At 38.2% G+C, this 17,687-nt stretch carries 12 protein-coding genes; 3 read left to right on the forward strand and 9 right to left on the reverse strand.

Annotated elements, in window-relative coordinates:
* The first annotated feature begins 2 nt into the window (after nt 1-2).
* Entirely contained in the window at nt 3-1,061 is a 1,059-nt protein-coding gene (locus VXN63_RS01840) for an alanine racemase (RefSeq protein ID WP_327756266.1), read from the forward strand.
* Nucleotides 1,062-1,255: 194 nt separating this feature from the next.
* Here VXN63_RS01840 and VXN63_RS01845 read toward each other — a convergent pair whose 3' ends face one another.
* The 3 genes from VXN63_RS01845 to pflB all read right to left on the reverse strand — a co-directional run bounded on the left by VXN63_RS01845 (nt 1,256) and on the right by pflB (nt 5,369).
* The gene (locus VXN63_RS01845; protein WP_327756267.1) at nt 1,256-2,182 is read right to left on the reverse strand and encodes a manganese-dependent inorganic pyrophosphatase; all 927 of its coding nucleotides are present in this window, start codon (nt 2,180-2,182) and stop codon (nt 1,256-1,258) included.
* 149 nt (nt 2,183-2,331) lie between these two features.
* Nucleotides 2,332-3,078 carry a pyruvate formate-lyase-activating protein gene (gene pflA / locus VXN63_RS01850; protein WP_327756268.1) on the reverse strand — a complete coding sequence of 249 codons (747 nt, stop codon included), beginning with the start codon at nt 3,076-3,078 and terminating at the stop codon, nt 2,332-2,334.
* A gap of 29 nt (nt 3,079-3,107) precedes the next feature.
* Nucleotides 3,108-5,369 carry a formate C-acetyltransferase gene (gene pflB / locus VXN63_RS01855; protein WP_327756269.1) on the reverse strand — a complete coding sequence of 754 codons (2,262 nt, stop codon included), beginning with the start codon at nt 5,367-5,369 and terminating at the stop codon, nt 3,108-3,110.
* 308 nt (nt 5,370-5,677) lie between these two features.
* Between pflB and adhE the strand changes: the two genes are divergently transcribed.
* Complete coding sequence (adhE, locus tag VXN63_RS01860; protein WP_327756270.1) at nt 5,678-8,287, forward strand: bifunctional acetaldehyde-CoA/alcohol dehydrogenase; 2,610 nt, start codon at nt 5,678-5,680, stop codon at nt 8,285-8,287.
* Between the two features lie 61 nt (nt 8,288-8,348).
* Here adhE and parC read toward each other — a convergent pair whose 3' ends face one another.
* Together parC and parE are read right to left on the reverse strand one after the other, a co-directional pair.
* Complete coding sequence (gene parC, locus VXN63_RS01865; protein ID WP_327756271.1) at nt 8,349-10,835, reverse strand: DNA topoisomerase IV subunit A; 2,487 nt, start codon at nt 10,833-10,835, stop codon at nt 8,349-8,351.
* A 25-nt stretch (nt 10,836-10,860) separates the two neighbouring features.
* Complete coding sequence (gene parE, locus VXN63_RS01870) at nt 10,861-12,831, reverse strand: DNA topoisomerase IV subunit B (RefSeq protein ID WP_327756272.1); 1,971 nt, start codon at nt 12,829-12,831, stop codon at nt 10,861-10,863.
* A 324-nt stretch (nt 12,832-13,155) separates the two neighbouring features.
* Here parE and plsY point away from each other — a divergent pair, with 324 nt between their 5' ends.
* The gene (plsY, locus tag VXN63_RS01875) at nt 13,156-13,758 is read left to right on the forward strand and encodes a glycerol-3-phosphate 1-O-acyltransferase PlsY (protein ID WP_327756273.1); all 603 of its coding nucleotides are present in this window, start codon (nt 13,156-13,158) and stop codon (nt 13,756-13,758) included.
* 56 nt (nt 13,759-13,814) lie between these two features.
* Here the strand turns inward: plsY and VXN63_RS01880 are convergent, their stop codons facing one another.
* Genes VXN63_RS01880 through xerC form a run of 4 tightly spaced genes read right to left on the reverse strand, consistent with a single transcriptional unit; the run spans nt 13,815 to nt 17,593 of the window.
* On the reverse strand, nt 13,815-14,648 hold the full coding sequence (locus tag VXN63_RS01880; RefSeq protein ID WP_327756274.1) for a GTP-sensing pleiotropic transcriptional regulator CodY: 834 nt from the start codon (nt 14,646-14,648) through the stop codon (nt 13,815-13,817).
* Nucleotides 14,649-14,689: 41 nt separating this feature from the next.
* Nucleotides 14,690-16,111, reverse strand: a complete 1,422-nt coding sequence (gene hslU, locus VXN63_RS01885; RefSeq protein WP_327756275.1) for an ATP-dependent protease ATPase subunit HslU — start codon at nt 16,109-16,111, stop codon at nt 14,690-14,692.
* Nucleotides 16,112-16,121: 10 nt separating this feature from the next.
* Nucleotides 16,122-16,661 (reverse strand): ATP-dependent protease subunit HslV, encoded by a 540-nt coding sequence (hslV, locus tag VXN63_RS01890; RefSeq protein ID WP_225744057.1) that lies wholly within the window; start codon nt 16,659-16,661, stop codon nt 16,122-16,124.
* 35 nt (nt 16,662-16,696) lie between these two features.
* Nucleotides 16,697-17,593 (reverse strand): tyrosine recombinase XerC, encoded by an 897-nt coding sequence (gene xerC / locus VXN63_RS01895; RefSeq protein WP_327756276.1) that lies wholly within the window; start codon nt 17,591-17,593, stop codon nt 16,697-16,699.
* Between the last annotated feature and the right edge of the window lie 94 nt (nt 17,594-17,687).

A 17,687-nucleotide genomic window follows, 5' to 3' on the forward strand; every position in this document is an offset into this window, starting at 1 on the left:
CTATGTCAGCGATATTAACGTTTAACCAACAACGGTTGTTCGAGCAAGCTCGTTCTCTACAAGACCAACAAGATGTTCTAGTCGTTGTAAAGAATAACGCTTATAACTTTGGTATGGAACGCGCTTATAAAGCTTTCTATAAAGCTGGAATCAGAAGTTACGCTACTACGAATCTAGAAGAAGCCGTCTGGTTGAGAAAACAAGATAATCAGATCACCATCGTACTACTAGACCCTTCAACCGAATTTGACGTATTACGTGAACATGATATCAGCTTAACCGTACCGAATTTAACATTTTATCATCAATACAAAGAAGACATAAAAGGCATTAAAATTCACTTGGTATTCAAAAACCTTTTGAACCGATTTGGATTTGATACCGGTGAAGAAATGAAAACAGTCTTTGACGAGCAACTTCTAACCATAACAGGTATCTGGACACATTTCGCCTTTGCGGACGAATTAACAGATGAACGCTACGAAATCGAAAAAGAAAACTGGTCCAATGTTTTGACAGTATTAGAACCTTACTTGCATACTTTAACCTTTATTCATGCACAAAATAGCGCCTCTTACTTGAGAGACGGTCTCTTTAGTCAGCATACACATATTAGAGCCGGGGCCATTGCTTATGGCGCGCTACCCTATTATGGCTTACCAGAATCCTTGGCTTCACAAGCTATTGAAGTAAGTGCTACGGTTAAAGATATTGTTTCTGTTCCCAAAGGGCAATCAGCCGGCTACTCAGCAGCTTTTATAGCTGAAGAAGATACGCTACTAGCCATTTGTGATATTGGATACGGTAATGGTATTTTAAGAACGCGCTCAAAACACGAAGTCATGATCAACCAAAAGACTTTTCCAATAGCCGTTTTAATGATGAGCCACTTAATGGTCAAAGTGGATACTTCCGTTTCAATTGGAGATCGTGTTTATCTATATAATGATCAGTTGAGATTAGAGTACTTCAGACAGAAAGGCGTCGGCGCTATTTCAGAACAAATGGCGAGTTTAAATCATCACACCTTTAAAATAAACGAAATTCCACTGTCAGAATAATATTGCCTCTAACAACCTTATATTGATTACATTTCACAATGTAAAAAAATGTGAAGATAAACTCATCTTTCCAGGTTTTATTGATAATAAATCACAAAGTTCGGTTTATCCGTGTTTGTTATGCGCTTCTTAAGAACAGTCAAAAACCCCAACAACGTGCCTAAACACTTTGTTGGGGTTTTTCTATATCCTATTTATTGAAATTTAGTGGTTAACTGAGGGACGACTTGTTTTTTACGCGAAACAACGCCTTTTAAGAATAATACATTGTCCTTAACTGTTGTTGCTAAGGCTTCAGTAACTTCCTGCTCGTGTGGGCCATATAGAATTGCGGTTGAATCATTTTCAAGCACATTTGTGATCAGTAATAAGAATACATCATAATTTTCTGCTTCACTTTGTTTTTTCATCGCTTCAAGTAGCGCGTCTTTTCTATCAATGATTTCTTGAACATCTACCACATTTACTTGACCGATTCTGACATTTTTGTCTCCCATCGGGAAAGTCTTCGCATCTGCATCTAGTAATTCCTGTTCAGATTTATCGCTTGTTTTTGTACCGGCTTTTAATAACTCTACACCATAAATCTCAAGATCGACATTAGCAATGACAGCTAATGCTTTTGCAGCCGTAACATCTTCTTCTGTACAGGTAGGCGATTTAAGCAGTAAGGTATCCGAAATGATTGCTGAAAGCATAAGGCCTGCAATCTCTTTTGGAATTTCAATATTCTTTTCATTGAACATTTTGAAGATAATCGTATTCGTGCAACCAACTGGCTCTGCACGATAATAAAGAGGGTTCGCTGTTTGGAAATTAGCGATTCTATGGTGATCGACCACAGATAACACTTCAACTTGATCGATATCATCCGAGCTTTGTTGCGCTTCATTATGATCGACCAACATAACTTGTTTCACTTCATTTGAAACGGTCGTTACCACTTCTGGGTAATCAACGTTGAAATAATCCAATGCATAAGACGTTTCGTCCGTAATCGAACCCAATGCGACAGGTTTAGTATCTAAACCAAGTTGGTTTTGCAAGTAACTGAAGCTGATCGCAGACGTCACAGCATCTGTATCAGGACTTTTATGTCCAAAAACTAAAATTTCACTCATTAAAAAATCTCCTTTTACATCATTTATACTTTAAGAATATAGGATTTTAGTTCAAAATTCAATCTTGAAACGCAAAAGAGCAGAACCATTCGAAACATCCTAAGTCATTTATGAGGATTGTTCGATTCGTTCTACTCTAAAGTAGTCACTTACTTATATTTATGTGTCTGTAATATCCGATTTGCATTGGCGACTCTTTCAGCTGTTGGTGGATCAATGTCTTCTAGTTTGTAAGGAATACCCAGTTCCTTATACTTGTAAACACCTAATCTGTGATAAGGAAGTACTTCTACTTTTTCTACACTATCCAGTTTCTCTATAAAGGTATTTAACTGTTCTAAATAATGATCGTAGTCAGAACGTTCTGGAACCAGCACATGTCTAAGCCACATTGGAATACCCCGCGCAGATAAATACTGGGCCATATTCAAAATACTTTCGTTGGAGTGCATCGTATACTTTTTATGAATGTCATTATTGATATGCTTTACATCCATCAAGACAAGATCTGTGTACTCCATTAATTCTTCGAATCGGCTAAAAAATGGTTCGTCATAAGTGAATGGTTGACCACACGTGTCGAGTGAAACGTGGACACCTTTTGCTTTGGCTAATTTGAAAAATTCAATCAAAAAATCAATATGCAGAAGTGGTTCTCCACCACTTACTGTGATGCCCCCTTCTTCTCCCCAATATTCTCTATAGTCTATGGCCTTTACCATCATTTCTTCCGCCGTATAAGGTGTACCTCCACCCATGTTCCAAGTATCCGGATTATGACAGAACTCACAGCGCATCCGGCATCCTTGCATAAAGATAATGAAACGAATACCTGGTCCGTCAACGGATCCAAAGCTTTCTGTTGAGTGTACGTATCCTACTGCTGGTTCTGTCATCATTATTCCTCCATTTATACTTGGTGTTCTTACATCGTTTCGTGGAACGTTCTACTCAAGACATCCATCTGCTGCTCTCTTGTCAATTTCACAAAATTCACTGCATAACCTGAAACTCTAATGGTCAGCTGAGGATATTCTTCTGGATGCTCCATAGCGTCTTCTAGCGTTTTTCGATTTAAAGCATTCACGTTTAAGTGATGTCCGCCTTTCTTGACATACCCATCTAGCATCATAGCCAAGTTCTTTCTTTGTGTTTCATCCTCTTTACCCAGCGCTTTCGGTACAATTGAAAATGTATTGGAAATACCATCAAGCGACTCTGAGTAGGGAAGCTTCGCTACTGAATTCAAACTCGCCAGCGCTCCATTTGTATCTCTACCATGCAACGGATTAGCCCCTGGCGCAAATGGCATACCTTCTCGTCTACCATCCGGCGTATTACCAGTCTTTTTACCGTATACGACGTTTGAAGTGATTGTTAGAATAGATGTCGTATGTTTTGCATCTCTGTAAGTTGGATGCTTTTTAACTTTACTCATAAAGGTTTTTAAAAGATCTATGGCAATCTGATCAACTAAATCGTCATTATTTCCGTATTTTGGATAATCTCCTTCTATTTCGTAATCCGTCACTAATCCCTGTTCATCTCTGATCGTTTTGACCTTGGCATATTTTATGGCAGAAAGTGAGTCTACTGCAACGGAAAAACCAGCGATTCCTGTGGCCATCGTTCTTGCTACATCTGTATCATGTAAAGCCATTTCAATCCGTTCGTAGCTGTATTTATCATGCATATAATGGATGATGTTCAACGTATTGATGTACATCCCAGCCAACCATTCAAGCATGTCATCATATTTTTCAAGAACGATATCGTAGTCCAGCACTTCGCTCGTAATCGGCTGATATTTAGGTCCTACTTGCGTCTTTGTTTTTTCGTCAACGCCGCCATTAATGGCATAAAGCAGTGCTTTAGCTAGGTTCGCTCTAGCTCCAAAGAACTGCATTTGTTTTCCAATTGGCATCGCAGAGACACAACAGGCAATACCATAATCGTCTCCCCATTCTTGACGCATGATATCATCATTTTCATACTGCACCGCACTACTTTCGATTGAAACCTTTGCACAATATTCTTTGAAAGTATTCGGTAGTCTAGTTGACCACAAAACAGTTAAATTTGGTTCCGGCGCTGGCCCCAAGTTTGTTAAAGTATGCAGGAAACGGTAGCTGTTTTTAGTGACCATATGGCGACCATCTATCCCTACTCCTCCAATAGACTCGGTTACCCAAGTAGGATCTCCCGAAAATAGTTCATTGTACTCTGGTGTTCGAGAAAATTTCACTAATCTCAGTTTCATAACAAAGTGATCTACCAGTTCCTGCACTTCTTTTTCGGTCATCAAACCAGCTTTTAAGTCTCTTTCAATATAAATATCCAAGAACGTAGACGTTCTCCCTAGTGACATGGCAGCACCGTTTTGTTCTTTGATTGCTGCTAAATAACCTAAATATAGCCACTGGAAAGCTTCTTTTGTGTTTTGAGCGGGTTTGGATAAATCAAACCCATAAATATTTCCAAGTTCTTTTAATTCTACTAACGCTCTGAGCTGGTCACTGAGCTCTTCGCGCTGACGAATGACTTTCTCGCTCATCATACCGTTTCCACAATTTAATCGATCTTTTTCTTTTTGTTTGATCAAAAAGTCGACTCCGTATAAAGCGACCCGTCTATAATCTCCAATAATGCGCCCCCGACCATATGCGTCTGGCAACCCAGTAATCACACCCGTTCTTCTGGCATTCTTAATTTCAGGAGTATAAGCATCGAATACACCTTGATTATGCGTTTTTGTCCAGTTTCTAAATACATGTGACAGCATTGGGTCCACTTCGAATCCATAAGATTCCGCTGCCTGTTCCATCATACGAATGCCACCAAATGGTTGTAAAGATCGTTTAAAAGGTTTTTCTGTTTGAAATCCAACGATTTGCTCTTTTTCTTTCGCTAGATACCCTGGGCCGTGAGAAGTAATGGTTGATACAACCTCAGTATCCATATCTAACATTCCGCCAGCTTCTAATTCTTGTTTATTTAAAACCATTACTTGCGCCCATAATGCTTTTGTATTTTCAGTAGCTTCTTCTAGAAATGAGTCGTCTCCATCATAAGGATAGTAATTCAATTGAATAAATGTTCTAACATCAATCGTTCCTTTCCAGCTATCCCCTTTAAAGCCCTTCCAAAATTGGTCAAAGCTTTTTAATTCTACTTCTTGTTTTTCCATTATACTGACTCCTTTACATTTTGATTTTTTCAAGCTCAATATATCACATATACTATTTCCCAACAAGTGAAACAATGAACTAATTAACAATTTTTGAGAATTACTAAAAACCTCACACTTATAATTGTGTACTTGTTCACAAAACAGACACAAGTATATTGACTATTATCGTGATCGATATGCTATAGTCAGTTTGTAAACAAGAGGTACTTTGCTCGAACCCATAGATTATATTATCAGGGTGAACAGTAAAGTTATTTTTTAAAAGTTAATTGCTCACAATTTCACATAAAATGGAGGTTTTAATTATGGTTCAATTAGTTTCCGTCAAACAAACAGAAAAACCTGTCCCCACTGTCGAAAATACAATCGATGTCTTGGTGGATAATGCTCAACAAGCACTCGTATCTCTATCCCAGCTCAATCAAGAACAGATCAATGAAATTGTTAAACAAATGGCTCTGGCAGGCTTGGACAATCATATGTCTTTGGCTAAAATGGCCATTGAAGAAACTCAGCGTGGTGTCTATGAAGATAAAATCATCAAAAATCTATTTGCGACAGAATATGTTTATCACAGCATTAAAAATGATCGGACAATTGGTATCATTGAGGAAAATAAGCATGAAGGTACGGTTTCTATAGCAGAACCGATTGGCGTTATTGCAGGAGTAACACCAGTTACCAACCCAACTTCTACTACAATGTTCAAATCGCTTATCTCAATCAAAACAGGAAACCCGATCATTTTCGCTTTCCACCCTTCTGCACAACGCTCCAGTGTAGCCGCGGCTAAAACAGTATATGAAGCTGCCGTAAAAGCTGGTGCTCCAAAACATTGTATACAATGGGTCAGTACCCCTTCTGTGGAAGCAACACAGACATTGATGAAACATAATGGAGTCGCAACCATTCTAGCTACAGGCGGTCCTGGCATGGTTAAATCCGCTTATAGCTCAGGAAAACCAGCCCTAGGTGTTGGCGCCGGAAACGTTCCTTGTTATATTGAAAAAACTGCAAATATCAAAAGATCCGTTAATGACTTGATTCTTTCAAAAACTTTTGATAACGGTATGATTTGTGCTTCAGAACAAGCTGTTATCATTGATAAAGAAATCTATACGGAAGTTAAATCGTTAATGACAGAAAATAACTGCTACTTCTTATCAAATGAAGAGCGACAAAAAATTGAAACCTTTATGGTTACAGAAGACGGTGGCTTAAATGCCGTTGTTGTTGGAAGATCTGCCTATGATATAGCTGATCTGGCAGGTGTTTCCGTCCCAGAAGATACGAAAATTTTAATGGCTGAATTAAAAGGTGTGGGTAAAAAGTATCCATTATCTAGAGAAAAACTCAGTCCTGTTCTTGCAGTGTACAAAGTGAATAGTACCGAAGAAGGACTGAAAAAAGCTGAAGAAATGCTGGCACATGGTGGTCTAGGACATTCAGCTGTTATTCATTCGTTAGATGAAACAGTGATTGAACAATTCGAAAGAAGAATGAAAGCTGGTCGTCTGATCGTTAATGCCCCTTCCTCTCAAGGTGCTATTGGAGACATCTACAATGCTTACCTCCCCTCACTCACACTTGGTTGTGGTTCTTATGGCGGGAATTCTGTTTCTACAAATGTAGGGACAACGCATTTGATCAATATCAAAAAACGTGCAAATCGAAACAATAATATGCAGTGGTTCAAATTGCCACCTAAAATTTACTTTGAAAAGAATTCTGTCCAGTATTTCTCTAAAATGCCAGACATCAAGAGAGCTTTTATTGTAACAGACCCAATGATGGTTGAATTAGGTTACGTAGATAAAGTTCTTTACTATTTAAGAAAACGTCCTGATTATGTTCACTGCGAAGTATTTTCCGATGTTGAACCAGACCCCTCTAAAGAAACCGTTCTTCGTGGTGCAGAAGCTATGAGCGCATTCCAACCCGATGTCGTCATTGCTTTAGGCGGGGGATCACCAATGGATGCTGCTAAAGGTATGTGGCTTTTTTACGAACACCCAGATACTGACTTCAATGGCTTAAAACAAAAATTTCTGGATATTAGAAAACGTGTCTATAAATATCCTAAGCTTGGTGAAAAAGCACAATTCGTTGCGATCCCAACAACTTCCGGTACAGGATCTGAAGTCACTTCTTTCGCAGTCATTACGGACAATGAAAATAATATCAAGTATCCGCTAGCAGATTATGAGCTAACGCCTGATGTGGCGATCATTGATTCACAATTTGTTATGAGTGTTCCGAAAATCGTAACTGCAGATACTGGAATGGATGTCTTAACGCACGCGATAGAAGCATATGTATCGAATATGGCAAATGATTATACTGATGGGCTTGCAATTAAAGCGATACAACTTGTCTTCGAGTATCTTCCAAAAGCTTACCGTGATGGCAGCGACGAACTAGCTAGAGAAAAAATGCATAATGCTTCTACAATAGCCGGTATGGCTTTTGCCAATGCATTCTTAGGAATCAACCATAGCTTGGCACATAAATTAGGCGCAGCGTTTCATATCGCCCACGGTCGAGCAAACGCGATTCTACTTCCACATGTCATCCGTTATAATGCCAAAAAACCGACTAAATTTGTTTCATTCCCTAAATATGAACACTTTATAGCTGACATACGTTACGCTGAGATTTCTAAAGCACTTGGCTTACCTTCATCTACAACAGAAGAAGGTGTCAATAGTTTAATCCATGCGATTTATCAATTAGCTGAACAACTAGCTATTCCTATGAGTATCAAAGAAAACAATGTTGATAAAAAAGATTTCGATCAATTAGTGGATGATCTAGCCGAACGGGCTTTTGAAGATCAATGTACAACAGCGAACCCTAAACTACCCCTTGTAAAAGAATTAGCCGAAGTTTACAGACAGGCTTACAATGGTAAATAATCTTTAAAATTAAAAGACGTACTTATGATTTCTCATAAGCACGTCTTTTTTATTTGATCCTTTAAGCTTTCTTTTCAGCTTCATCCGAAGAGGTATCTACCTCAACGATATGATTCACTTTAAAATCTACCGGAATGCCATCAGAGGTTTCATCTAAGAAGAATGAACCATTGTTGTAACGATCGCTAACTTTGTAAGCCTTTGGTGTAAGCTCAAAAGTCTTTTGTTTATCTGTAATGATTGTATAAGAGGCATTGTTGTCATGAACATCTATCATCAAAGTAACCCGGTGTGGATTTTTCTTCAATTCTTTCAGCACATGTAATCCACGCTTAGCTCTTGAAATTGGATCAAAGTCTAGTAGGTTCATTTTCTTAACTGCCCCACGCTGGGTAACGAGTAGTACGTTAGATTGTTTCTGGTCACGTTTAAAGACAGTACCTGAGACAATGTAATCTTCTTCTTTAAGATCCATTGATTTAACACCAACCGCGTTTGCTCCAACAACAGAAACTTCATCTAGACCATACTTCAAACCAAAGCCACGATTTGAAACTAGGAAAACGTCTCTTGTATCTTGATCATCGATGTAATAAACAGCTGTTAATCGATCTGTTTCTGATTTCAACTTGATCCCATTTGCTGATCTCGTACGGTACGTTCTTTTCGCTTCATACTCATTCGCAGTCGTTTGTTTGATATAACCTTCTCGGGTGATTAGAACAAATTTGTGCGCTTCATTAAACTCAGTCATATGATAAACTGCTAGAACTTTCTCGTCTTGACTCAACGTAATGGATTGGGAGATATGGTGGCCTAAATCTTTCCATCTTACATCCGGAAGTTCATGAACAGGTCGGTTAATGACATTTCCTTTTGTCGTGAATATCAGAATCTGCTGTAGCGTCGTTAATTTTTCAGCAAAGACTGGATAGTCGCCTTCTCTCAATCCAATCTCTGAAGGTTCCGACGCACCATAAGATCTTAGACTAGTTCGTTTCAAGTAGCCTTCTTTAGTTACAGAAACAATCACATCTTCTTCAGCAATCAGAACTTCCGTATCCACATTTAGTTCTTGGATTTTTTCTTCGATAGAAGTTAGACGATCTGAACGATACGTTTTCTGCGTTTCTTTTAATTCTTTTTTCATCACAGCATTTAATTTGGCTTCACTATCAAGAATTTCTCTATACTGCTTGATACGATTCTGTAACTCAGCTTCTTCTTTTTGAAGTTGTGTAATATCTGTGTTCGTCAGACGATATAATTGCAAGCTCACAATTGCTTCGGCCTGCGCTTCAGTGAATTCGAATTTCGTAATCAGATTATTTTTTGCATCTGATTTGTTTTGACTGTTTCTGATTTCTCTAATCACTTCGTCAAGAATTGAAATAGCTTTGATCAATCCAGCAACGATATGTTCTCTTTTTTGATCTTTACGAAGTAAAAACTGCGTACGTTTCAAAGTGACATCGCGTTTATGATCCAAGTAAGCACTCAGGATTTGCTTCAACCCTACTTGTTGAGGTCTTCTTTCATCAATGGCAACCATGTTTAAGTTGTAAGAAATTTGAAGATCCGTATTTTTAAATAGGTATGTCAAAATACCTTCTGCATTTGTTTCTTTTTTTAATTCAATAACAATTCTTAGACCGGTACGATCTGACTCATCTCGTACCTCTGCAATCCCTTCGACTTTACGATTGATTCGGACTTCATCCATTTTACGAACCATATTCGCCTTGTTTACTTCATAAGGAATCTCAGTGATCACAATTTGTTGTTTTCCTCCACGAACGGTTTCAATCTCCGTTTTGGATCTAACAACGATTTTGCCTTTACCCGTTTCATACGCTGATGTCAGACCCGCGACACCTTGAATAATACCACCTGTTGGGAAATCAGGACCTTTGATGTATTGCATTAAATCTTGAGTCGAAGCTTTAGGTTTACCAATCAAGTGAATGGCTGCATCGATGACTTCCCCTACATTGTGCGGAGGAATATCGGTTGCATAACCTGCTGAGATTCCTGTAGCTCCATTTACAAGGAGGTTAGGATATTTAGCAGGTAATACAGTCGGTTCATGTGTTGTATCATCAAAGTTCAGTACAAATTCCACTGTTTCTTTGTCGATATCAGCAAGCAATTCATCCGCAATTTTAGAAAGTCGCGCTTCCGTGTAACGCATAGCTGCTGGTGGATCACCATCCATACTACCATTATTCCCATGCATTTCTATTAAAGGCTCACGCATTTTCCAGTACTGACTTAGTCTTACCATTGCATCGTAAACACTACTATCCCCGTGAGGGTGATAGTTCCCAATAACGTTCCCGACAGTCTTAGCAGATTTTCTAAAACCTTTATCTTGGGTATTCCCTTCCGAGAACATTGCGTAAAGAATTCTACGCTGAACCGGCTTTAGTCCGTCTCTAATATCTGGGAGCGCACGCTCTTGGATGATATATTTACTATAACGTCCAAAACGGTCGCCCATAACATCTTCTAATGTCAATTCTTGAATTTCTACTCTTTCTTCTGACATTCAGTTCTTCAAACCTTTCTAGCTGTTAAGAGTTCAGTTCATTCTCTTCCAGTATGTTAGTCGATTCCAGAATACTTCCATCTTCTTCCAAAGAAAATTCCACATTCTCTTCAATCCATTTTCTTCTTGGATCTACTTTGTTACCCATTAAAACCGATACACGACGTTCTGCTTGTGCAAGGTCATCAAGAGTCACTCGAATCAGCGTTCTAGTATCTGGATCCATAGTGGTCTCCCAAAGCTGATCAGCGTTCATCTCACCTAAACCTTTATACCGTTGGATAATATAATTCTTACCATAGTTTTTCAATGTGACAGAAAGTTCTTCGTCCGTCCAAGCATAATCTGTCTTCTCATTTTTTCCTTTACCTTGAGAAACTTTATATAAAGGGGGCAATGCCAAATAGATCTTCCCTTGCTCAATCAATGGTTTCATATAACGATAAAAGAAGGTTAAAAGCAAGACTTGGATATGCGCGCCATCCGTATCGGCATCGGTCATAATGATAATTTTATCGTAGTTACAGTCTTTGATATCAAATTCTGGTCCTACTCCTGCTCCGATCGTATAAATCATTGTACTAATTTCTTCATTTTTCAAAATATCTTGCATATTCGCTTTTTCAGTGTTGATCACTTTACCTCTAAGAGGTAAAATTGCCTGAAATTTACGATCTCTTCCTTGTTTAGCTGAACCACCTGCGGAATCACCCTCTACAAGATACAGTTCATTCTTTTTAGCATTTCGTCCCTGTGCCGGTGTTAACTTACCAGAAAGCAAAGTCTCGCGTTTCTTTTTCTTACCGTTTCTAGATTCTTCTTTGGCTTTTCTGGCAGCTTCACGAGCTTCACGCGCCTTGATCGCTTTTCTGACAATCTGCTGACTCATTTCTCCATTTTCTGAAAGGTAGAAATTTAATTGCTCAGATACGACCGTATCACAGGCTGCTCTCGCTTCTGTTGTTCCTAACTTACTCTTAGTCTGACCTTCGAACTGTAAGATGTTTTCAGGAATTCTAACAGAAATAATGATTGCAATACCTTCCCTGACATCTGTCCCTTCAAGGTTTTTTTCTTTTTCTTTCAATAGACCTGTACGACGGGCATATTCGTTGAAAGTCTTTGTAATTGCCGCTTTCGTTCCGATTTCATGCGTTCCGCCATCTCTTGTTCGAACATTGTTGACAAAACTCAAGACACTTTCTGAGTAACCGTCATTGTATTGAAAAGCACATTCAACTTCAATCTGATTATTTTCGCCTTCGAAATAAGCAATCGGTGTCAATGTATCTTTTTCTTCATTGATATAATGAACAAATTCCTTGATACCTTCTTCGTAATGGAAAGTATCCTCGTGACCGTTTCTTTCATCTGTTAGTGTTATTTTTAACCCTTTTAAAAGAAAGGCAGACTCTCTTAAGCGTTCTGATAGCAAACTGTAAGAGTAATCAACAGTCGAAAAGATTGTTGTATCTGGTTTGAAATGGATTGTCGTACCATTTTTTCTTTTAGCCGCTTTTTCTTGTTTCAGTTTTCCAACGGGTCTTCCACCTTTTTCAAATCTCTGAGTATATAAGGTACCTTCACGAACGACTTCTACAATCAGCCATTCTGAAAGTGCATTAACAACAGAAGCACCTACACCGTGCAACCCTCCCGAAGTTTTATAGCCACCTTCTTGACCGAATTTACCGCCTGCGTGGAGCACAGTAAAGATGACTTGGATTGTTGGTATGCCGGAAGCATGCATGCCCACTGGCATACCTCTACCGTCGTCTGAGACAGAGATACTACCATCTTTATTAATTTTTACGGATATTTCAGTTCCAAATCCAGCTAGTACCTCATCAACCGAGTTATCTACAATCTCATAGACAAGGTGATGTAACCCTCTTGAATCCGTTGACCCAATATACATACCAGGTCTTTTTCTAACTGCATCTAATCCTTCTAGTACTTGGATCGATGCATCATCATATTGTGGTTTTTTAGCCAATTCTAGCCACTCCTTATATTTCTATTCTTCAAATATATTTGAAGAAGCTACTGATCTAATTACAAGAAAATAGGAAATTTCCCATCCTGTTTTAAGCAAGCATATTTATCTTACCATAAAATCAGCGTTTTTGTGAAGAACATATGTGCTGAATAAATCCTTTTTAACTTCTAAAGTGAATCTTTCTTCCAACTCAATTTCTAACTTTATATTTTTTTGAGTCAATAATCAATATGCAGATTACGATAAAATTTCTTTTTCCTTTATTCTGATACGTGGTATGATAGACAAAGATATAAATTGGTAAGTTAAGGAGTGAAGACCTTGATAGAAACGCTTATGTTTCTCTTGGCATATTTACTGGGATCAATTCCTTCAGGTGTATGGATCGGTAAATTAATTTTTAAAACGGATATTCGCGAACATGGAAGCGGGAATACAGGAACAACAAATACATATAGAGTTCTTGGAAAAACCGCCGGAACAATCGTTTTAGTAATGGATATTTTAAAAGGAACCATCGCGGCTCTATTACCACTATTTTTAGGAAGTAATGTTCACCCTATGGTCGTTGGTTTGTTCGCTGTTATCGGACACGTATTTCCGATATTTGCTAAGTTTAAAGGAGGCAAAGCAGTCGCAACGAGTGCAGGTATTGCACTAGGCGCGCAACCTTTATTTCTCCTTTGTATAGCCGCTATCTGGGGGGCTACCCTATATGTTACGAGTATGGTCAGTCTTGCGAGCATCATTGCTGTAATCATTGCCGCAATCGCTTCTCTTTTTTTAGGAGATATGTTGTTCGCTGTGATTGCTTGGATTGCTATGATTATTGTGATCGTTCGACATAGCTCTAATATTGTTCGCATAAAAAATGGTACGGAAAGTAAAGTGCCTTTTGGTCTCAAAAAGAACAAATCGTCATAACCTCTATTCAGACAGAAAAGAAGCCTTTCCTTATTTTGGGAAAAGGCTTCTTTTGTTTAATTTGAAGGATCCTGGTCTGAAAACAATGTTTTTGAGAAGATCGGATTAAGAACCTTGATATAAGTCCCTTTCATCCCCATAGAGCGCTGCTCTATGACCGAAGCAGATACTAGCTTGCGTAAGGCATTAACTACGATAGAACGCGTTACACCGATTTTATCAGCGATCTCAGAAGTTGTCAGAATGGTTTCCTGATTATCCGGGTTGATTTGAGAGAAAACGCCTTTAAGCGCTTTGACTTCAGTCACTGAAAGAGTGGAAATAGCCAACCTCGCACCAGAAAGTTGTTTTTCTATTTCTACTTCATTCTTTCCATATTCTAAAGCAATCTCCAAACCAATCATTGAAGCTGCATGTTCGACTAACAATGCATCTACATCGTCAATCTCATCTTGAACCCTTCCTACTAGTAGGGTCCCCAGACGATCATCAGATAAAACAATTGGAATAACACTCGTCATTGCTTCTGGATAATTAGCTCTCTTTTCAACAGGAAAAATCGTCAAATTATCATCGATCTTCACATTTAACGTCGTTTCTGTGACGTTAGATAACCTTTGAATATAGTTATATGGAAACATCTTGTTTTCAATCAAGTTTCTAACTCTTTGCGTATTGACGCGATGTCTTTCATGATACCCTAGTAAATGACCTTCCGCGTTAACAATATAAATATTTGCATCCAGTATCTTACCCAGGGCGAATGAGATGCTTTTCAATGGAAAGTCTATTTCATTTGAATTATTAGAAAGAATATACTTTGCCCATTCTTTAACATTAGCCTGTTTATTTAATTCTTTTACTTTTTGTAAAAAGGCTTCATTACTCATTTAATCTGATTTCCTTTCAGCAATAGCATCATTCTGGTCTATCATAAAATGTAGCGACTTAAATCTTTATCCTCAACGATATGCCCAATCTTATCATCTACATATTTTTGAGTGATTTTCACTTCGCCCATTTGCATATCAGGAGCTTCAAACAATAATTCTTCTAAAAGTCTCTCAAGAATCGTATGCAGTCTTCTAGCTCCAATATTATCTGTTGATTCATTCACTTCATAAGCAATTTCAGCGATTCTTTCGATCGACTCCATCGTGAAGATTACATTGATGTTTTCGGTATCTAATAAAGCCTGATATTGCTTAATCAAAGCATTATGCGGCTCTGTAAGAATCTTAACAAAATCATCTTTTGTAAGATCATTTAATTCAACGCGAATTGGGAATCGTCCTTGTAATTCAGGTATAAGATCACTTGGTTTTGAAACATGGAAAGCGCCTGAGCCAATAAATAAGATATGATCCGTATTAACCGTACCAAATTTCGTTTTCACGCTAGAGCCTTCAACGATTGGTAAAATATCTCTTTGGACACCTTCTCTTGAAACTTGTCCACTGTTATTTTGACCTTTAGAAGTGATTTTATCAATTTCATCTATAAAGACGATTCCTGCATTCTCTGTTAAGTGGACAGCTTCTGCATGAATGTCTTCTTGGTTAATGAGCTTATCAGCTTCTTCTTCAGTAAAAATTTCTACAGCTTCTTTTACAGTTACACTTCTTTTAACTTTTTTTGTGGGTTTTAATTGACCTAATGTATCCGAAAGATCAATCCCCATTTGTTCTAGAGGCGCACTCATCGGATTAGATGCAGGTTTCTTTTCATCAACTTTGATTTCAACTTCTCTGCTATCCAATAAACCTTTTTTAATCTGTCTGGTTAATTCGTCTCGTTTAGTCGAGATTTCAGCTGTTACGGTCTCTGTTTCTTCTGTTTGATCACCATATAGCTGGCTTGGGTCTACACCCATGCTTTGGAACATACCTGCTAAAGGATTAGGTTCTTGTTTTTTCTTTTCTTGTTTAATGCCTGGTACAAGCGCTTTAGCTACACGGTCAATTGCTTTGTTTTCTGCTTTACCGCGAACGTTTCTTCGTTGCTCTTCACGAACAAGTTGTACGGCTGCTTCTGTAAGATCTCTGACCATCGATTCTACATCACGACCAATATACCCAACCTCTGTGAATTTAGTTGCTTCTACTTTGATAAAAGGGGCATCAACAATATCTGCAAGTCGACGGGCAATTTCAGTTTTACCAATACCTGTTGCCCCAATCATCAAGATGTTTTTAGGTGTAATCTCTTTTTGCATATCATCATCCAATTTCAATCTACGGTAACGATTACGCAAAGCGACAGCAACAGCTTTTTTAGCTTCATTTTGTCCGACGATATACTTATCCAGTTTTTCTACAATTTCTCTAGGTTTTAAATCCGTTTTAGAATTCATTAGGGTCTCCTCACAATTTCTCTGAAATGATATTATGGTTTGTAAAGACACAGATATCTGCTGCAACGTTCAAACTATTTTCAGCAATTTCTTTAGCCGATAACGGTCCTCCGTATTGTTTCAAGGCTCTTGCTGCTGACAATGCAAAGTTTCCACCTGATCCGATTCCAAGGATACCGTCATCTGGTTGGATAACTTCTCCATTACCAGAAATCAGCAGCATCTCGTCTTTATTCATAACAATCAATAAAGCTTCAAGATTTTTCATCATTTTATCTGTACGCCATTCTTGTGCAAGCTCCACTGCAGCGCGCATCAAATGTCCATTATATTGGTTCAAATATCCTTCAAATTTCTCTTCTAGTGTAAATGCATCTGCTACACTACCAGCAAATCCAACAAGAACTTCTCCGTTATAAATCTTACGAACTTTACGCGCAGTTCCTTTCATAACGACTTGTTCGCCCATTGTGACTTGTCCGTCTCCAGCCATAGCGGACTCTCCGTTATGCTGTATTGCTAATATTGTTGTTGCATGAAATTCAACCATGATTTTCCTCCATTATAACTAAGAATTGATTTTGTTTAAGCTCTAGGATGGTACTTTCGGTAGTCCGACTGCAAATGTTCTTTTGTAACATGTGCATAAATTTGAGTAGACGATAAACTTTTGTGGCCAAGTAATTCCTGTACGGTCCTCATATCTGCACCATTATCCAAGAGATGCGTGGCAAAAGTATGTCTCAACATATGTGGTGAAATATTAGAAGTCAACGTACTCTTTTTAAGAATCTGATTCAGTGTGTATTGTACACCTGCTTGAGTGATTTGATCGCCATGATGATTAATAAACAAGAAGTCGTGATCTTTAGCATACTTTGTCATGATGGCATTTCGGGTCACTTCAATGTATTCTTGAAGGGCAATTGAAGCATAGTGACCGAAAGGTACATAACGCTCTTTATTCCCCTTACCTTTAACTAGCATAACACCCATGTCAAAATCCACATCTTCCATTTTCAACCCAGTACACTCGCTAACACGAATCCCCGTACCATATAAAACTTCTAGTATCGCAATATTTCGGTAATCCAGAGGTTTCGTTCCTACGGCTGCTTCAAATAACTTTTCCATCTCTTGACTATAGAAAAAGGTTGGTAATCTTAAGCCTCTTTTCTTCATATTCAAATAAGAAAAGGGATTATCCGAAGCTAGCTCATTGTTAAGCAGAAATTGATAGAACGCTCTTAAACTAGAAATTTTCCTAGAAATAGAGGTTCTAGAATATTCGCGATCATTCAAGTAGCCAAGATAAACTCTAGCGTCTGGTAATGTAATTGCCAATAAATCATCATTTCCACTCTCTTTCAAAAAAGAAGAAAAGGCTTCTATATCTTCAAGATAGGCTTTTTTTGTCAGATCTGAATAATGACGTTCATGAATCAGATAGTTCATGAATAAAGTAACTAAATTTCGCTCCAACGAACTTACCTCCTACATTCTTCCTCATATAGTTTAACACATTTCTATAAAATTTCGTATAAGAAGAACGGACGCAAAAAGACGCTGAAGGTAG

It is taken from the genome of Marinilactibacillus sp. XAAS-LB27, from assembly GCF_036039175.1.
Lineage (GTDB): Bacteria > Bacillota > Bacilli > Lactobacillales > Carnobacteriaceae_A > Marinilactibacillus.